This window comes from Streptomyces sp. NPDC021224 (assembly GCF_044332905.1).
Lineage (GTDB): Bacteria > Actinomycetota > Actinomycetes > Streptomycetales > Streptomycetaceae > Actinacidiphila.
This window is the reverse complement of sequence record NZ_JBIRPW010000008.1, coordinates 358,854-375,161: the sequence shown is the minus strand read 5'-3', so window position 1 is coordinate 375,161 and position 16,308 is coordinate 358,854. Positions and strand designations below refer to the sequence as shown.

Here is a 16,308-nt window from a genome sequence, read left to right as displayed (position 1 = left end):
AAGGCGGTGCTCCGTGACCGGCACCCCCGCAGTACCCGACGAGCCCGCCGCGCCCACCCCCGGTGGCGGCCCCGCCGACGCCGCTCCCGCCCGTGAACGCCTCTTCCGCGGCACCGGCGAGCGCTACGCCGACGGCGTGCCGCTGCCCGAGCCGCCGCCGTGGCGGCAGGTCCGGGGGGACGGCACCGCCCGCGCCAGGCGGCCGTATCTGATCGGGCCCGAGCAGGTCGAGGTCGTCAACGCGGCACTGCGGCTGCGCCGGCCACTGCTGGTGACGGGCAACCCGGGCACGGGCAAGTCCTCGCTCGCCTACGCCGTCGCCGACGAACTGGGCCTCGGGCCCGTCCTGGTGTGGCCGGTCAACACCCGCTCCACGCTCACCGACGCGCTCTACCGCTACGACGCGATCGGCCGGCTGCGCGGCGACGGCGGCCGGGCCGAGCCCGTGGACGGCGCCGACGCGACGACCGGCGTGGGCAGTTACGTAAGGCTCGGCCCGCTCGGCACCGCGCTCGCCACCCGCCACGAGGGCCGCCCCCGGCTCCTGCTCATCGACGAGCTGGACAAGAGCGACGTCGATCTGCCCAACGACCTTCTCCACGTCCTGGAGGAAGGCGAGTTCACCGTCCCGGAGCTGGCCCGGCTGCCCGAGAGCCCGCAGGGTGTCCCCGTCCTCACCGAGGGCTCGCACGAACGGGTCACCGTCCACCGCGGCAGTGTGCGCTGCGCCGACTTCCCGCTCGTGGTCATGACCAGCAACGGCGAGCGCGAGTTCCCGCCCGCCTTCCTGCGCCGCTGCGTCCGGCTGGAACTGCCCGACCCGGGCCCGCGCCGGCTCCAGGACATCGTCCGCGCGCACTTCGCCGAGGCCGGGCCCGACGCGCTCGCGGCGCACTGGCCCGCGATCGAGCTGCTGATCGAGAACTTCGTTGCCCGCCGCGACCTCGGGGGCCTCGCCACCGACCAACTCCTGCACGCCGTGCACCTGTTGCGGCAGGGCGTCCGGCCCGACGAGCGCCACCTGCGGGAGGCGGTGCTGCGTGAACTCCACGACCGGGGAGGGCGGTGACCCGGGGCGGCGCCTGCCCGGCCCGCCGTTCGCCGACTACGACAGGACGCCCGTCGCGGAGGGGCGGCTGGGACCGCCGCCCGGGGGAGCCGTCCGCGTCGGTGTCACGGGGAACTCCCGCGCGGGCAGGTCCGCACGGGTGGAACCGCCGCCCGGCACCGGGGGGAGCGGCTCCGTCCAGCAGCTCCACGACATCCTCGGCGGTGCCGGAATCGACCTGACGCCGGGCGAGTTGGCCGACGTGCTGTGGCTGGCCCTCGCGCAGGGTGTGCCGGAGCCGGTGGCGCCGACCCCGCTCCCCGCACCGCCCCCGTGGACGGAGCGGCCGCCCGAGCCCGGGTATGCCGGGCCCGCCCACTCCGGCTCCGGGACCCCGCCCCCGCCCCCGCCCCCGCCGGAGAACGCCCGGATCCTGCCCCCGCCGGCCCGGCCCGCCCCCACCCCCGAGCCCCCGCGTAGGCCGTTGCCCGCACCGGCCACCGGCCCCGCCGCCCCGCGCCCCCGCCCCGTCTACGCCCTCGCCGACGCCCGCCCCGGCCACGGGGCCGCGCCCGTCCGCGTACCCGGCGTGCCCGGCCTGCCCAACCCCCTGCACGTCGTACGGGCGTTGCGCCCGCTCAAGCGCCGGGTCTCCTCCCTCCACCGCTTCGAGCTCGACGAGTCCGCGACCGCCGAGGCCATCGCCGAGAGCGGCGGGCCCGATGTCGTCCTGCGCCCGGAGCGGGCCCGCTGGCTCGATCTCGTCCTCGCCGTGGACGACGGGATCGCCCTCAGCGTGTGGCGGGACACCCTCGCCGAACTCGCCCGCGTGCTCGGCACGTCCGGCATCTTCCGCACGGTCCGCCGCGTCGGCTTCGCGACCACCCCCGTCAACTCCGCTGTCGTGGACGGCAATCGCACCGCCGTGCTCGCCGTCACCGACGGCGTCGGCCCCGCGTGGCGTTCGGGCGCCGCCCACCGCACTCTCGCCGCCTGGGCCCGCAAGGCCCCCACCGCCGTCCTGCAGCCGCTGCCGCTGCGCCTCTGGCAGGGCACGGCCCTCCCCGCCGAACGCCTCCGCGTCCGCAGCGGCCGCCCCGCCCCCGCCAACCACCTGCTGCGCGCGTACGACCCGTGGCTCCCCGCGCACCTCGCCCAACCCCTCGAACTGCCTGTCCCCGTCCTGGAACTGGGCGACTGGTCCCTCGGCCCGTGGGCGTCCCTGATCGCGTCGCACGGCGGCAGCGCGTACCTCCACGTCGTGGACGCGGCCGCCCCGGCCTCCCCGACACCCGCCCCCACGGGCGCCGTTGACCCCGCCGAACGCCTGCGCGCCTTCCAGGAGACGGTCAGCCCCGAGGCGTACGAACTCGCCGCCCACCTCGCCTCCGTCGACCCGCTCACCCTCCCCGTCATGCGCGTCGTCCAATCCGCCGCGCTGCCGGGCACGAGCCCGTCGTGCCTGGCCGAGGTGATGCTGGGCGGCCTCCTGCGAGTGGACGCGCCGCTCGCGGGCTTCGACACCTACACCTTCGACCCCGAGGTCCGCGGCCTGCTGCGGACGGCCGTCCGGGCCACCGACGCCCGCCGCACGGTTGACGCGGTCACCGCCTTCCTGACCCCGCGCCTGGGCCGCGCACCCGACTTCCCGGCGCTGATCGCGACGCGCACGGGCACGCTGGCGCTACCGCGCGAGGCCGCACCGTTCGCGGAACTGCCCGCCCCGGTACAGGAGTTGGACCCGCACGCAGGGCTGCCGTCGCACCCGGCGGAGCGGTACGTGGTGGCGGTGTGGGATGAGGACGGCGTCGCGTGCACGTCGGGCTATTTGGTCGCCGACGGCATGATCCTCACCGCGCGTGAGGGGGGGTCCGCCGACACCGCTCCGCGCCCCACGGTCATCGTCACCACGATCAATCACGACGACGACAGGACTCCCGCGCGCCTGGTGGCCGTGAGCGGACAGGCGCTGCTGTACCGGATCAGTGCGCCGATCGCGGCGCGCTACCGTGTCCCGCCGCTGCTGTTCGGCCATGTGAGGAACGCGGCGCATCCCTTCACGCCCTTCGCGGTCCGCGTGGCCTACGCGGCGTTCGCCGGACACCCGCCGCGCAGGGTGACAGGGCCGCTGGCGCCGGGTGCGAGGTACTTCTACCCCCTCCTGGATCCGACGACGGTGCGCCCGCTGGAGGACCGACCCGGAGGGCCGATTACCTACCACGTCACACTTGACGCGTACGGAACGCTGAACGGAGCCGCGGTCTTCGACGGGCCCGCGCTGTGCGGCATCGTTCTGCGGTCCCCCGCGGCCCCCGGCGGGACCGCCCGTCTCACCATGCTCACCGTTCCCGGGCTCCTCCTCGAGGACGCCTTCTTCGCCGCCCTCGGCTCCCCGGAGACGGACCTGAACCGCCCGGGGCGGCCCGTCAGGCCCTTGGGCACCACGGAGCCCCCCGCCCCTGTGTCCCCCGACAGCATCCCCCCGCTCTCCACCGAGCCCGTGTACCTGCGGCATGAGCTCCCGAACACCGAACGCGACCTCACCCCGCCCGAGGCACCCGCCTGGATGACGCTCGACGAGACGGACGCCCTGCGGGAGGTGGAGCGGGCCGCGCTGCCCGACCGGGCGTACGCCTCGGGCACGCTCGTGCTGCGCGGGGCGGCGGGCGGGCTGCGGGCCGTCGCCGCCGCCTTCGCGGTCGAGCACCGTGCGGACTTCTCCAGCGTGTTCTGGTACCGCCGCGTCGTTCACCCGTCTCCCGCCGTCTCCGCCCACCGGGACGAGGCCCCCGTGCTGGTCGTCCTGGAGGACTGCGAGGACGAACTGCTGCCGCCCTCCGGCCGCGGCCTGCTGGTGCTGGCCCTGGGCGACCAGCTCGCGGGCCACGGCTTCCCGGAGATCCGGATCGGCCCGGGCCCGGCTCCCGGCCCGGTCACGCGTCCGCTCGACATCACCCCCGCGCCGTTCCGTCCGCCCCGGCCGCCGAGAACGCCCGCACCGTCCGCACCGCCCGCGCCCCGGCAGGTGCCGGATCCGTACGAGCGCGTGTCGGGGAGCCTGCCCGGGGAGGTCCTCGACGACCTGCTCCGGATGCTGCCGTGGCTGGCCCGCGTGGTCTCCTTCGACCTGCTCGAAGTGCTGTGGCCCGCAGGCCGGTTGAGCGCGGCGCTGGGCTCGCTGAGCGAGAGCCGTTCGCTCGGCGTCAGCTGGGGCCGCCGCGAGGTGTTCCTGGCGCCGGGGCAGCAGGGGATCCGGGACACCCGCGGCAGGAAGCTCGCCGAGGTGATGCTGCTGGGCGCCTACGAGGAGGTGCTGCCCCCGCACCGCCCGCGCCACGCGCCGGGTGCGACGGAACTGGCCGGGCACGTCGTGGCGCTGTCCGCCGCGGTGCCGCCCCAGGAGGACGGCGAGCACACCGTGCGGCTCTTCTCCCGCGCCGCCCGCCATCTGCTCCAGTACGGCGACCCGCGCACCGCCGTGCTCCTCGCCGAGCGAGCGCTCTCCCACGTCGAGACCCGGCCCCTGACCGGTACGGGACGCGCGCTCGCGGTGCCGACCCGTACCGAACTGGCGCGTCTGGCGGTGGAGTCGGGCCTGTCCGCGTTCCTGGCTTTGTCCCGGGAGACCGTCGCCGCCTATCGCGATCTCTCACCGCCGGTCGCCAACGAGCTGGTCCACGTCCACCGGGAACTGGCCGCCGCCTTCGAGAGGTTCCACGACAGCCCTGCCCTCGCCCTCCCGGCGTTGCGCGAGGCCCTGAGCCGGGCCGTCGCCGCTCTCGGCCCCTCCGACCCGCTGACCCGGGCGGTCGAGTCCGCGGTGACCCGGTTCGGCGGCAAGGGGATCTGAGCAGGTGCGGGGCACGCGCTCTCCCGAACGCGTGCCCCGCAGAATCTAGTTGGGCACCGCCAGCAGCAGCGCGAACCGCTCGTCCGGGTCGGTCCACCACTGCCGTACGGTGAAGCCCCCGGCGTGCAGCTCCTCCGTGAGGGACTCGCGGCGGAACTTGCAGGACAGCTCCGTGCGCACCTCCTCGCCCGCGGCCAGCGAGAGGCCCAGGTCCACGCCCGGGATCTTCACGGACTGCGCCGCGCGCGAGCGCAACCGCATCTCGATGCGCTCCTCGTCGGCGTTCCAGAGCGCGACGTGCTCGAAGGCGTCGGGGTCGAAGTCGGCCCCCAGCTCCCGGTTGAGCACGTGCAGGACGTTCTTGTTGAACTCCGCGGTGACGCCCTGCGCGTCGTCGTACGCCCGGACGAGCACCTTCGGGTCCTTGACCAGGTCGGCGCCGAGCAGCAGTACGTCGTCGCTGGTGAGGGAGTGCGCGAGGGTGCGGTAGAAGGCCTGGCGCTGGGCGGCGTCGAAGTTGCCGATGGTGCTGCCGAGGAAGGCCAGCAGGCGCGGGCCGGGCTCGTCCGACAGCGGCAGGCCGCCCTCGAAGTCGGCGACGGTCGCGCTCACGGTGAGGCCGGGGTAGTCGCGGCAGATGGCCTCGCCCGCCTCGGCGAGGGCTGCCGAGCTGACGTCGAGCGGGGCGTAACGCTGCAGCGTGCCACCTGCGGTGAGCGCGTCGAGCAGCAGCCGGGTCTTGCGGGAGGAGCCGGAGCCCAGTTCGACGAGGGTGGCCGCGCGGGTGATCGCGGCGATCTCGGGGGCGCGGCGGACGAGGATCTCCTGCTCGGCGCGCGTCGGGTAGTACTCGGGCAGCCGGGTGATCTCCTCGAACAGGTCGCTGCCGCGCTTGTCGTAGAACCACTTGGGCGGCAGCGTGCGCGGCGCGTCGGTGAGGCCCTTGCGGACGTCGGCGTGCAGCGATTCGGTGAAGTAGTCGGCGGGCAGCCGGTCGTCGAGGGTGAAGCGGCTCTTCTGCGCGGGCATGTGGTCACGCTCCTTGCGGTCGGCGGCGGTCCCCGGGGGGCGCAGCGGGATGATCCGTACTCCTGCGGTGGTGGCCAGCAGCAGCGAACGGTCGGGGACTTCCCGCCATTCGCCGAACCCGGCGCCCGAGCCGTACGCGTCGGCGTGCGGCCCGGCGGGCTCGTCGTCGGGCTCGGAGGCGACGAGCACCGCGCCCGCCCCCGTGCGGTACCAGAGGGTGTCGCCCCACGCGGTGGCCGCGATGGTGCGGCCGTCCGTGGCCAGGAAGTTGAGCCGCGCGCCGGGCCGGGCGGCGGCGACCTCCCGGACGACGGACACGAGCGCGCCGCCCGGCGGCTGGCCCTGGCGCAGCCGGGCGGCGACCATCGCCCACAGCACCCCCGAGTCGCTGCGGGTCTCCAGGCCGAGGAGTTCGGCCTCGCTCAGCCCGGTCGGCAGCCGGGTCCAGTCCGGGACGGCCCCGTTGTGGCTGAAGAGCCAGTGCCGGTCGCGGAAGGGCGCGGCCGCCGTCTCCTCCTGCGTCGTGCCCTCCGTCGCGGAGCGCACCGCGGCCAGGACGGTCCCGCTGCGGATCGCGTCCGCCAGTTCGGCGAAGTTGGCGTCCGCCCACACGGGCAGCGCCCGCCGGTAGCGGGCGGGCCGCACGAAGCCGTCGCCGTCCTCCGCGTCGAGGGGGTACCAACCCACGCCGAAGCCGTCGGCGTTGACGGTGCCGTGCCGCTGCCGGCGCGGCCGCCACGACTGCTCGTACAGCCCGCCCGTGGGCCGTACCAGCAGCCGCGCCAGCGGCAACGGCGGCCCGGCGTAGGCCAGATGACGGCACATCAGGCCTGCCCGGTGGACGTCGTCGCGGATTCGTCGCGCGCCGTGCGGAAGCCGGAGAAGATCTGCCGGCGGATCGGGTAGTCCCAGTTGCGGAAGGTGCCGCGCGCCACGACCGGCGAGACGCCGAACGCGCCGCCGCGCAGCACCTTGTAGTCGGGGCCGAAGAACACCTCGGAGTATTCCTTGTAGGGGAAGGCCGCGAAGCCGGGGTAGGGGGCGAAGTCCGAGGACGTCCACTCCCACACGTCGCCCATGAGCTGCCGGGCGCCGCTGGGCGCCGCACCCCCGGGGTAGCTGCCCGCGGGGGCGGGGCGCAGGTGCCGCTGGCCGAGGTTGGCGTGGTCCGGGCCGGGGTCGGCGTCGCCCCACGGGTAGCGGCGGGAGCGGCCGGTGGCCGGATCGTGCCGGGCCGCCTTCTCCCACTCCGCCTCGGTCGGCAGCCGCCGCCCGGCCCAGCGGGCGTAGGCGTCGGCCTCGTACCAGCAGACGTGCACCACGGGCTCGTCGGCGACGACCGGTTCGGTGCGGCCGAAGACCCCGCGCGTCCAGCCCTCGCCGTCGCGCTCCCAGAACAGCGGCGCGACCAGATTCGCCTCGCGCACGTGCCGCCAGCCCTCGGGCGTCCACCACACCGGGTCGTCGTAGCCGCCCGCGGCGATGAACTCGGCGTACGCGCCGTTCGTGACCGGCACCGTGTCGAGCCAGAAGCCCGGCACCTCGACCTGGTGCGCGGGCAGTTCGTTGTCCAGGGCCCACGGTTCGGTGCTGGTGCCCATGGTGAAGGGGCCGCCGGGTATGTGCACCTCGCGCGGCAGCAGCGCGGCGTCGGCGGGCGCGGGCGGCGGCGCGGGCGCGTCCAGCACCGGCGGTCCGCTGCGCAGCTGGTGGGTGGCGAGCATGGTCTCGTCGTGCTGCTGCTCGTGCTGCGCGAGCATGCCGAAGACGAACGCGTCCGCGAGCAGCCGTTCACCCTGGTCGGGCGAGGTGTCGACGGTCGCGAGGACGTCCGCGGTCTGCTCGCGCACGGCCGCGATGTACGCGCGCGCCGCGTCGGGACCCAGCAGCGGCAGCGCGGGGCGGTCGGCGCGCGGTGTCCTGAACGCGTCGTAGACGTGGTCGAGGTCGGGGCGCAGCCCGGGGCGCCCGCCGGCCTCGCGGACCAGCCAGAGGTCCTCCTGGTTGCCGATGTGCGCGAGGTCCCACACCAGGGGGGACATCAGCGGGGAGTGCTGGGCGGCCAGGTCCGCCTCGTCGACGCTGTCGGTCAGCAGCCGGGTGCGGCGGCGGGCCGTCTCCAGGGCGTCGAGGGCCCGTGCGGCCGGGGCCTGTGCGGCAGCAGGAGTGTGAGTGCGGGAAGTGCCGAAAGTGGCAGGAGTTGCCTCGGTCGAGGCCGTGCCGGTGGTGCGAGGGTTTGTCACGACATACCTTCCGGAAGGTCAGACGCGGGACAGCGCGTCCAACTGGTCGTGTGCGGGACATCGGCCGCGCTCGGCGTAGCGCTCGGCGAAGGCGGTCACCGCCGTGCGCAGCGCCGTGGGCGCGGCGGAGCGCACGAGGGCGCTCTCCGCTGCCGAGAAGCAGGCGCGGACGGCTTTGCCGATCTCCGGGTCGGCGGGGCCGATCCGGGCGGCGCGCCGCCAGATCTCGTCGGAGGGGAGCGGCTGTGCGGGGTCCTGGCACAGCGCTTCGGTGGCCGCGAAGGCGGCGTCGGCGGCGACGGGGTCGTCCAGCAGGGTCGCCGCGAGCGCGGTGGCGACGATCCAGTCGTCGCCGTCCTGGGCGTCGGTCATCCGCAGTTCCAGCCAGCCGCGCGGTCTGACCGGGGGGAAGAGGGTGCTGAGGTGGTAGTCGAGGTCGGCGAGCGTCGGCCGGCGCAGCCACGGGGCCCCGCCGCGCAGCCAGCCGCGGAAGGTCAGCCCCGGGGGAGCGGTCCAGTCGGCGGTGCCGCCCGCCGGGTCGGGGGCGCCCGTGTCGCGTACGCACAGCAGGCGTGCGTCCAGCGCGTAGCGGGACCAGGCGGCCCTGGGGTCGGCGTGGTGGGCGGGCTGCCGGGTGCGGCCCGGGTCCATCGCGGCCCAGTTCGCCTGCCGGGCGGAGACCCAGCCGGTGGGACGCCCGTCGCGCAGCGGCGAGTTGGCGAAGGCGGCGACCATGACCGGACCGATCCGGTGCGCCAGCTCCCAGCGCCGCCGGTAGCCGGTGATGCCATGGTTGTCCTCGCCGCCGTCCAGGTTGACCTGGAGCGACGCCGTGCGGCGCATCATGGCCCGGCCGTGCGGGCCGTCGCGGTCGAAGAAGCGCTCCATCGCCGCGTAGCGCGGCTCGTCCAGGATCCTGGGCGGGTCGCGGTAGGGGTCGAGGCCGCGGCCGACGAGGACCAGTCCGGCACGGTCCATCGCCCGGCGGAGGGCCGCGACATCGGCGGCCATCGCCTCGACACAGGCGCTGAGCGAGTCGGCGGGCCGGGAGCTGAGCTCCACCTGTCCGCCCGGTTCGCGGGTGATCCTGCTGCCCCGCGGCATACCGCCGGGCACGTCGACCGGGGCGAGCGCGTCCCGCAGCCGGTCGGGGGTTATCAGCATGTGCGGATCGGAGCCGTCATGGACGAGCCACTCCAGCTCCACCCCGGTCCGCGCGGGCGGCCCGGTCTTGAAGCAGACGCCCTGGACGTGCGCTTCCGCTTCTTCTTCGAGCAGATCCAGCACTTCGGCTGCCATCGATCCACCTCCTCATCGGCGATTCGTGGGTGGTTCCGGTGGGATCGGATCCCGGCGGGGGCCGCCGGGATTTTTCCCGTTGGGGTCTACCCAGATGCGAGGACATGTCACATGGTGCTGCCGTGATTTTAGGTCGTTGTGTGGTCGTTGTGTGACGAGCCGGTCTTACGGGACAGTGAACGTTCGCCACGGGGTGAGTGATTCCGGCGCCCTGTGCCGCACCCGCCGAGACGGCTCGGACATTTACGGGTGAACGCCGTCATCGTGATGATATGCCGCGCCGTTCCCCGCGGGCCGCGCTGTGTACCGCCGTCCGGGTGTACGCCGGCCGCGTCGCGCGGGCGTACGACCCCCTGTGCGGCGAGGCGGGCGCGGGCGGTACGGCGGGGCCGGGGCCCGGGCGCGGGGCGAGCGGGCCCCGCCCGTACGGGGGTTCGGACGGGGGTTCGGGCAGGCGGGCGTACGGGTGTACGGTGCGCGGCCCGGCCCGGACCCGCGCGGTGCCCGGATAACGCCATGCCCCGGCGGTGATCCACAGCCGACCGGCTAGGCTGCCCGTGTAAGGAAGACCAGCCGAGCACCACGTCAGCGCCAGCGGAGCCGCCCGCGAAGCGCCCCTCAGGACCGGGCCGCAAGCCAGATCAGCGACAGGAGCACCCCTCGTGAACGTCGTCGGGCCACCCTTCGGGCTGAGCGTGTGGGACGCCGCTCTCGATGCCGACCTCAGGGCCGGACTCGCGGCGGTCGAGGAGGGACTGCTCGACGCCACCAAGAGCGACGTCCCCTTCATCACGGACGCCGCCCGGCATCTGCTCCAGGCGGGTGGTAAGCGCTTCCGGCCACTCCTGGTGATGCTCGGCGCCCAGTTCGGCGACCCGCACTCGCCCGGCGTCGTGCCCGCCGCCGTCGTCGTCGAGCTGACGCACCTGGCCACGCTCTACCACGACGACGTCATGGACGAGGCCGACGCGCGCCGCGGGGTGCGCAGCGCCAACGCCCGCTGGGGCAACTCGGTGGCCGTCCTGACCGGCGACTTCCTCTTCTCCCGCGCCTCCCACATCCTCGCCGACCTCGGCCCCGAGGCGGTCCGGGTGCAGGCCGAGGCCTTCGAACGGCTCGTGACCGGCCAGATCCTGGAGACCGTCGGCCCGCGCGACGGCCGCGACCCGCTGGACCACTACATGGAGGTGCTGGCGGGCAAGACCAGCTCCCTCATGGCGGTGTCCGGGCGCTTCGGCGCGATGATGTCCGGCGCCGACGAGTCGGTGGTGCACACGCTGACCCAGTTCGGCGAGCGCATCGGTATCGCCTTCCAGCTCGCCGACGACGTCCTCGACATCACCAGCGACCACCACGAGTCCGGCAAGACCCCGGGCACCGACCTGCGCGAGGGCGTCCCGACGCTGCCCGTGCTGCACGTCCGCAAGATGTACGCGCAGGCGCTCGCCACCGGCCAGCACATCTCCGCCGAGGACCGGCGGCTCAACGAACTGCTCGACGGCGACCTGTCCGCCGACGCCCCGCACGCCGAGGCCCTCGCCCTGCTGCGCGCCCACCCCGCCCTCGACCAGGCCCGCGCCGACTCCCGGCGGTACGCCGCCGAGGCGCTCGCCGCGCTCGCCCCGCTGGCGGAGGGCCCGGCGAAGCAGGCGCTGGCCGGGCTGTGCGACGCGGCGGTCGACCGCGCGAGCTGAGCCGCGGCCTCGCTGACGGGGCCTCAGGGCCGACGCGCGGTCCGGTACTCCTGGACGCGTACGCGGGAGGGCTTGCGTCATCCCGCCGATGTACGCGGAGTTGGCCCCGGGGGCTGATGTGGCGGGACGGCCGAATTGGTGGAATGGATACACACCACTTCGGGGCGGACCGGGCGACAATGGCCGGGGGAGTGGACGAGTGCGACCTGCAAAACCGCCGCTGACAACGGAGGTAGAGACGTCATGGCACTGATCCAGCCGGCTCGGCCCGAGCAGCCGGAAGAGTACGGGCACGGGGGAGGGCGGCGCGGCCGCAAGGCACTGCGCTACGCCGTACCGGCCGCGCTCGTGGGGGTGACGGCGGCGACGGTGAGCCTGGTCCCCGCCCTCGCCGACAGCGGTGACCCGTCGCTGCCCAAGCTCTCGGCGGAGCAGATACTCACCAAGATCGCCGCGTCCGACACCCGGACGGTGGACGGGACGGTGAAGTTCACCACCGACCTGGGCCTGCCCTCGGCGCTGTCCGCCACGACGGGCAGCAGCCTGTTCGGCGGGGCCGTCGCGCCGCCGTCGCTGGGCTCGCCCGACGCCTCGCGCGCGGAGCCGCAGCGCCAGTTCGTGCAGCTGCTGGTCGGCAGCCACACCCTGCACGTCTCGGCCGACGGCCCGGACCGCCAGAAGGTCTCCATCATCCAGCCCGCCGCCGAGTACAGCGTGATCCACAACGGCACGCAGGTGTGGGCGTACGACAGCTCGTCCAACGAGGCGTACCACGCGACGCTGCCCGCCCACGACGCGTCCTCGGCGCCCGCCGCGAAGGACCACCAGCTCCCCGAGGACTTCCCGGCCACCCCGCAGGCGGCCGCACGGCAGATCATCCAGGCCGCCGACGGCCAGGCCTCGATCACGACGGACGGCACGGCACGCGTCGCCGGCCACAACGCCTACGTCCTCGTCGTCCGCCCGCAGCACGCGTCCGACACCACGATCGGCGCCGTGCGCATCGCGGTCGACGCGAAGACGGGCGTGCCGCTGCGGTTCACGCTGGACGCGGCATCGGGCGGCAAGCCGATCGTCGAGATCGGCTACACCCGGGTGAGCTTCGCCAAACCCGCCGCGAGCACCTTCGACTTCACACCGGGCAAGGGCGTCAAGGTCACGGAGGGCGGCGCCGACAAGGGCAAGGAGCAGGCACCCGCGTTCGCCCCCGGCTCCGGCGCCCCGACGTTCGTGGGCTCGGGCTGGGACACGGTGGCCGTCTTCAAGGCCAAGGACGCCCTCGCGCCCGGGTCCGCGCACAACGACTCCGCCAAGGCGTGGAAGGACGCGCAGGCCAAGAACGGCACGCACGGCGGCAGGCCCGGCGGCCCGGCCGACGTCGGCTCGATACTGGGCGGCTTCGGCAAGCACGTGACGGGCTCCTTCGGCTCCGGCACGCTCTTCCACACCCGCCTGGTCAATGTGCTGATCACCCAGGACGGCACCATCTACGCGGGAGCGGTCACCCAGTCCGCCCTGGAGGCGGCGGCGAACACGTCCACGGGCTGAGCCGCGCGTCTCCGGCCGGGGGCGCGGGTAATCCCCACCGGCGGCTGGTCCGGGCACGACAGGAATGGCTCGTCCGGGCCGGTGCCGGGGCGGGGGTCAGGCGGCTGGTCCGGCCACCACGACGGCATCGGCTCGTCCGGGCCGGCACCGTCGTGCGGGGTCGGCCGAGCGACAACGAAGCGAAGCGAGGAGTGCGATGGAAGACCCGCCCACCGCGAAGGTGCCGCCGCAGGGTGAACCCGCGGTCGGCGGGCCGGCCGGCGACGAGGAGACGGCGGGCGACGAGGAGACGGCGGGCCACCTCGCGGGACCTGCGCAGCCCCCGGCGGCGCAAGCCGCGGACGTCGTGATCGAGACCCGCGGTCTGGCCAAGCAGTACCGCGGCACCCTCGCCGTGGACGGCCTGGATCTGCGGGTGCCGCGCGGCAGCGTCTTCGGATTCCTCGGGCCCAACGGCTCGGGGAAGACGACCACGATCCGCATGCTCATGGGCCTCATCGAGCCGACCGCGGGCAGCGCGCGTGTGCTGGGGCGGCCGATGCCGCAGTCCACCCGCAGCGTGCTGCCCAAGGTCGGAGCCCTCATCGAGGGCCCCGCGCTCTACGGCTTCCTGTCCGGCCAGGACAACCTGCTGCGGCTCGACGCGGCCGACCCGACCGCCGACCCGCGCACCCGCAAGGCCCGCGTCGCCTCCGCGCTGGAGCGGGTGGGCCTGATCGCGGCCGCGGGCAAGAAGGCCAAGGCCTACTCGCTGGGCATGAAGCAGCGGCTCGGCCTCGCGTCCGCCCTGCTCCAGCCGCGCGAGCTGCTGGTGCTGGACGAGCCGACCAACGGCCTCGACCCGCAGGGCATGCGCGAGATCCGCGGCCTGGTCCGCGAGCTGGCCGACGACGGTACGACGGTCTTCCTGTCCTCCCACCTGCTGGACGAGATCGAGCAGGTCTGCACGCACGCCGCGGTCATGGCCCGTGGTCGGCTCATCACCCAGGGCCCGGTCGCCGAGCTGTCCGCCGGGACCCGCGGCCGCCTCGCCGTCACCACACCCGACCCGGCCGAGACGGTACGGGTCCTGGCCGCGCACGGGGTCACCGACGTCGTGGCCGATCCGCACACCGGCGAGGTGACGGGCGAGCTGCCCGCCGATCCGCCCGACCTGGCCGAGCTGAACGCCGCGCTGGTGGCGGCCGGCGTCCGGGTCCGCGGCTTCGGCCAGCGCCGTGCGTCGCTGGAGGACGCGTTCGTGGCACTGACGGGGGAGGGTTTCAATGTCGCAGGCTGAGACATCGACGGAGCCGGCCGGTACGGAGGACTTGGACCCGGCCCCGGAGGCCGCGGCCCCGGCCCCCGCGGTCGAGGCCAAAGCCCCCGCCGGGCGGGCCCCGCGCGCGGTCTGGTCGCTGGGCCTCTTCCGGTCCGAGCTGCTCACCGTCTTCCGCCGGGCACGGACCATGGCGCTGCTGGGCGTGCTCGCCGGGGTCCCCCTCCTGGTGGGCATCGCCATCCGGATCGAGACCCGCGACGGCAGCTCCGTCGGGGGCAGCGACGGCGGCGGGCCCGCCTTCCTGGAGCAGGTCAGCAACAACGGCCTCTTCCTCGCCTTCGCCTCCCTCGCCGCGACGCTCCCCTTCTTCCTCCCGATGGCCATCGGCGTGGTCGGCGGCGACGCCGTCGCGGGCGAGGCCGCCACCGGCACCCTGCGCTATCTGCTGGTCGCCCCGGCCGGGCGTACCCGCCTGCTGCTGGCCAAATACGCCTCGGTGCTGGTCTTCTGCGTGGCCGCGACGCTCACGGTCGTGCTGTCCGCCGTGATCGTCGGCTTCAGCCTCTTCCCCGTCGGCGACGTGACGCTGCTGTCCGGCAACACCGTCTCCCTGACCGACGGCGTCCTGCGCGGCCTGCTGATCGCCCTGCTGGTGGCGGCCTCCCTGGTCGGCCTGGCCGCGCTGGGCCTGTTCATCTCCACCCTCACCGACAGCGGCATCGGCGCGATGGCCGCGACGGTCGGCCTGCTCATCACCGTCCAGATCGTCAACAGCATCCCCCAGCTGCACGCCGTCCAGCCCTACCTCTTCCCGCACTACTGGCTGAGCTTCGCCGACGTGATGCGCGCCCCCGTCATATGGAGCGGCATCCTGAAGAACCTGGCCCTCCAAGCCGTCTACGCGGCGGTCTTCGGCTCGGCGGCCTGGGCCCGCTTCACCACCCGCGACATCACGGCGTAGGCCCGGGGCCCTGCGCGTACACCTCGACCTTCGCCCGGGTCCCCCACCCGGTGCGGGCGCAGGTGGCGAGGCCGTACCAGCGCAGGGAGCGCAGGACGGTGAGGCCCCAGACGGTCGCCAGCGGCGAGCAGGCGAAGGCCAGCAGCCGTGTGCGTGTGCGCTCGTTGCCGGGCTGGATGGTGAGGTAGCGCAGCGTGTGGAGGTAGCCCAGGGCGATCGGGACGGCCAGCAGGATCCACAGCGGGCCCGAGTCGCTGACGGGCTGGAGCAGGACGAACCAGACGAAGGTGGCGGTGGTGGCCAGGGTGAGGAACCAGTTGGACGCCTGGTTCCAGAAGGCGTAGCTGCTCAGCGGCAGGTAGCGGATCCGCCAGAACGAGCGGATCGCCGAGCCGCGCATCCAGCGGACCTGCTGGCGTACGTGGTGGCTGAGGTTCTGCGGCATCGTGGCCCGCGCGAACGCGGTGGGCTGCTGGACGGTCCTGCCGCGGAGCTTGGCCAGCAGGGTGAGCATGGAGTCGTCGGAGAAGGTGACCGGGCGGCCCATGAACGTCTCGTCGCGGTAGGCGTCGGCGTTGTCGCGCAGGATGCCGGCCCGGTAGGCGGCGCACGCTCCGGTGTTGACGACGACCGACCCGAGGACCGACTGCGCCGAGCGTTCGTTGAGCTGCCAGCTGACGGCGTACAGGTCGAACAGCCGGGTCAGCCAGTTGGTGTGGGCGTTGGCGGACAGGACGACGGCGGCGACCGACTGGACGTCCGGGTTCTTGAAGGGCTGCTGGATCTCGTGGAGCGCGTGCGGATCGAGTTCGACGTCCGAGTCGATGGTGACGAAGTAGTCGGCGTCGGGGGCCGCCGCGGCGGCGATGAGCTGGGCGTGCCGCTTGCCGAGGTTCGTGGTGCGCTGCCAGGACAGCCGGACACCCGCCCGTTCGGCGGCCTGCTCGAACCAGTCCCGTTCCGCGCTGTAGTCGACGCTGCTCCCGTCGTCGGTCACGCTCACCGAGTCCGGCAGCCGGGACTGCTCCAGCAGCGACCGGAGGGAGCGGCGCAGCAGATCCGGGTCCTCGTTGAACAGCGGGACGAGGACAGCGAGGTGCGCCGCGTCCAGGACGCGCTGCTGCTGCGGGGAGGCCCGGTGCGGGCGCTCGGCGTAGGCGAGCAGCGTCTGCCACAGCAGCCACAGGCAGGTCAGCGTGTACAGGACGACGAAGGGCGGGCGCCCGTCGCCGCCCAGGGCGACGAGCGCGTCCACCCGGCGCAGCAGCAGGTAGCCGATCAGGGCCGCCGTGACGGTCGCGGTGGCCAGCAGCCGGCGGCGCAGCGTTGAGGCGGCGCTGGTACGGATCATGTCGGCTTCCTTCGGGCCTTCGGG

The 16,308-nt window shown here is 74.4% G+C and carries 10 protein-coding genes and 1 pseudogene; 6 read left to right on the top strand and 5 right to left on the bottom strand.

What is annotated here, in order from left to right; translation table 11 throughout:
- Positions 1-13: 13 nt before the first annotated feature.
- On the top strand, positions 14-1,069 hold the full coding sequence (locus ACH4PY_RS22745) for an AAA family ATPase (RefSeq protein ID WP_398185679.1): 1,056 nt from the start codon (positions 14-16) through the stop codon (positions 1,067-1,069).
- Entirely contained in the window at positions 1,041-4,898 is a 3,858-nt protein-coding gene (locus ACH4PY_RS22740) for an SAV_2336 N-terminal domain-related protein (RefSeq protein ID WP_398185676.1), read from the top strand. Before ACH4PY_RS22745 ends, ACH4PY_RS22740 begins: the two co-directional genes overlap by 29 nt.
- A 45-nt stretch (positions 4,899-4,943) precedes the next feature.
- Here the strand turns inward: ACH4PY_RS22740 and egtD are convergent, their stop codons facing one another.
- From egtD to egtA, 4 genes and pseudogenes are all read right to left on the bottom strand, one after another.
- Positions 4,944-5,927, bottom strand: a complete 984-nt coding sequence (gene egtD / locus ACH4PY_RS22735; protein WP_398185869.1) for an L-histidine N(alpha)-methyltransferase — start codon at positions 5,925-5,927, stop codon at positions 4,944-4,946.
- Between the two features lie 102 nt (positions 5,928-6,029).
- Positions 6,030-6,752, bottom strand: a pseudogene (egtC, locus tag ACH4PY_RS22730) (ergothioneine biosynthesis protein EgtC); the annotation flags it as partial.
- On the bottom strand, positions 6,752-8,170 hold the full coding sequence (egtB, locus tag ACH4PY_RS22725; RefSeq protein ID WP_398185673.1) for an ergothioneine biosynthesis protein EgtB: 1,419 nt from the start codon (positions 8,168-8,170) through the stop codon (positions 6,752-6,754). The pseudogene egtC and the gene egtB, both read right to left, overlap by 1 nt.
- 18 nt (positions 8,171-8,188) lie before the next feature.
- Positions 8,189-9,469: an ergothioneine biosynthesis glutamate--cysteine ligase EgtA gene (egtA, locus tag ACH4PY_RS22720; RefSeq protein ID WP_398185670.1), complete on the bottom strand. Its 1,281-nt coding sequence runs from the start codon at positions 9,467-9,469 to the stop codon at positions 8,189-8,191.
- A 662-nt stretch (positions 9,470-10,131) separates the two neighbouring features.
- Between egtA and ACH4PY_RS22715 the strand changes: the two genes are divergently transcribed.
- The 4 genes from ACH4PY_RS22715 to ACH4PY_RS22700 all read left to right on the top strand — a co-directional run bounded on the left by ACH4PY_RS22715 (position 10,132) and on the right by ACH4PY_RS22700 (position 14,933).
- Positions 10,132-11,163 carry a polyprenyl synthetase family protein gene (locus tag ACH4PY_RS22715; protein WP_398185667.1) on the top strand — a complete coding sequence of 344 codons (1,032 nt, stop codon included), beginning with the start codon at positions 10,132-10,134 and terminating at the stop codon, positions 11,161-11,163.
- A gap of 243 nt (positions 11,164-11,406) precedes the next feature.
- Positions 11,407-12,711 (top strand): outer membrane lipoprotein carrier protein LolA, encoded by a 1,305-nt coding sequence (locus ACH4PY_RS22710; RefSeq protein ID WP_398185664.1) that lies wholly within the window; start codon positions 11,407-11,409, stop codon positions 12,709-12,711.
- A gap of 196 nt (positions 12,712-12,907) precedes the next feature.
- Complete coding sequence (locus tag ACH4PY_RS22705) at positions 12,908-13,990, top strand: ABC transporter ATP-binding protein (RefSeq protein ID WP_398185662.1); 1,083 nt, start codon at positions 12,908-12,910, stop codon at positions 13,988-13,990.
- On the top strand, positions 13,977-14,933 hold the full coding sequence (locus tag ACH4PY_RS22700) for an ABC transporter permease (RefSeq protein ID WP_398185659.1): 957 nt from the start codon (positions 13,977-13,979) through the stop codon (positions 14,931-14,933). Before ACH4PY_RS22705 ends, ACH4PY_RS22700 begins: the two co-directional genes overlap by 14 nt.
- Here ACH4PY_RS22700 and ACH4PY_RS22695 read toward each other — a convergent pair.
- On the bottom strand, positions 14,923-16,284 hold the full coding sequence (locus ACH4PY_RS22695; RefSeq protein WP_398185656.1) for a glycosyltransferase: 1,362 nt from the start codon (positions 16,282-16,284) through the stop codon (positions 14,923-14,925). The two genes, ACH4PY_RS22700 and ACH4PY_RS22695, sit on opposite strands and share 11 nt — an antisense overlap.
- Positions 16,285-16,308: the final 24 nt, after the last annotated feature.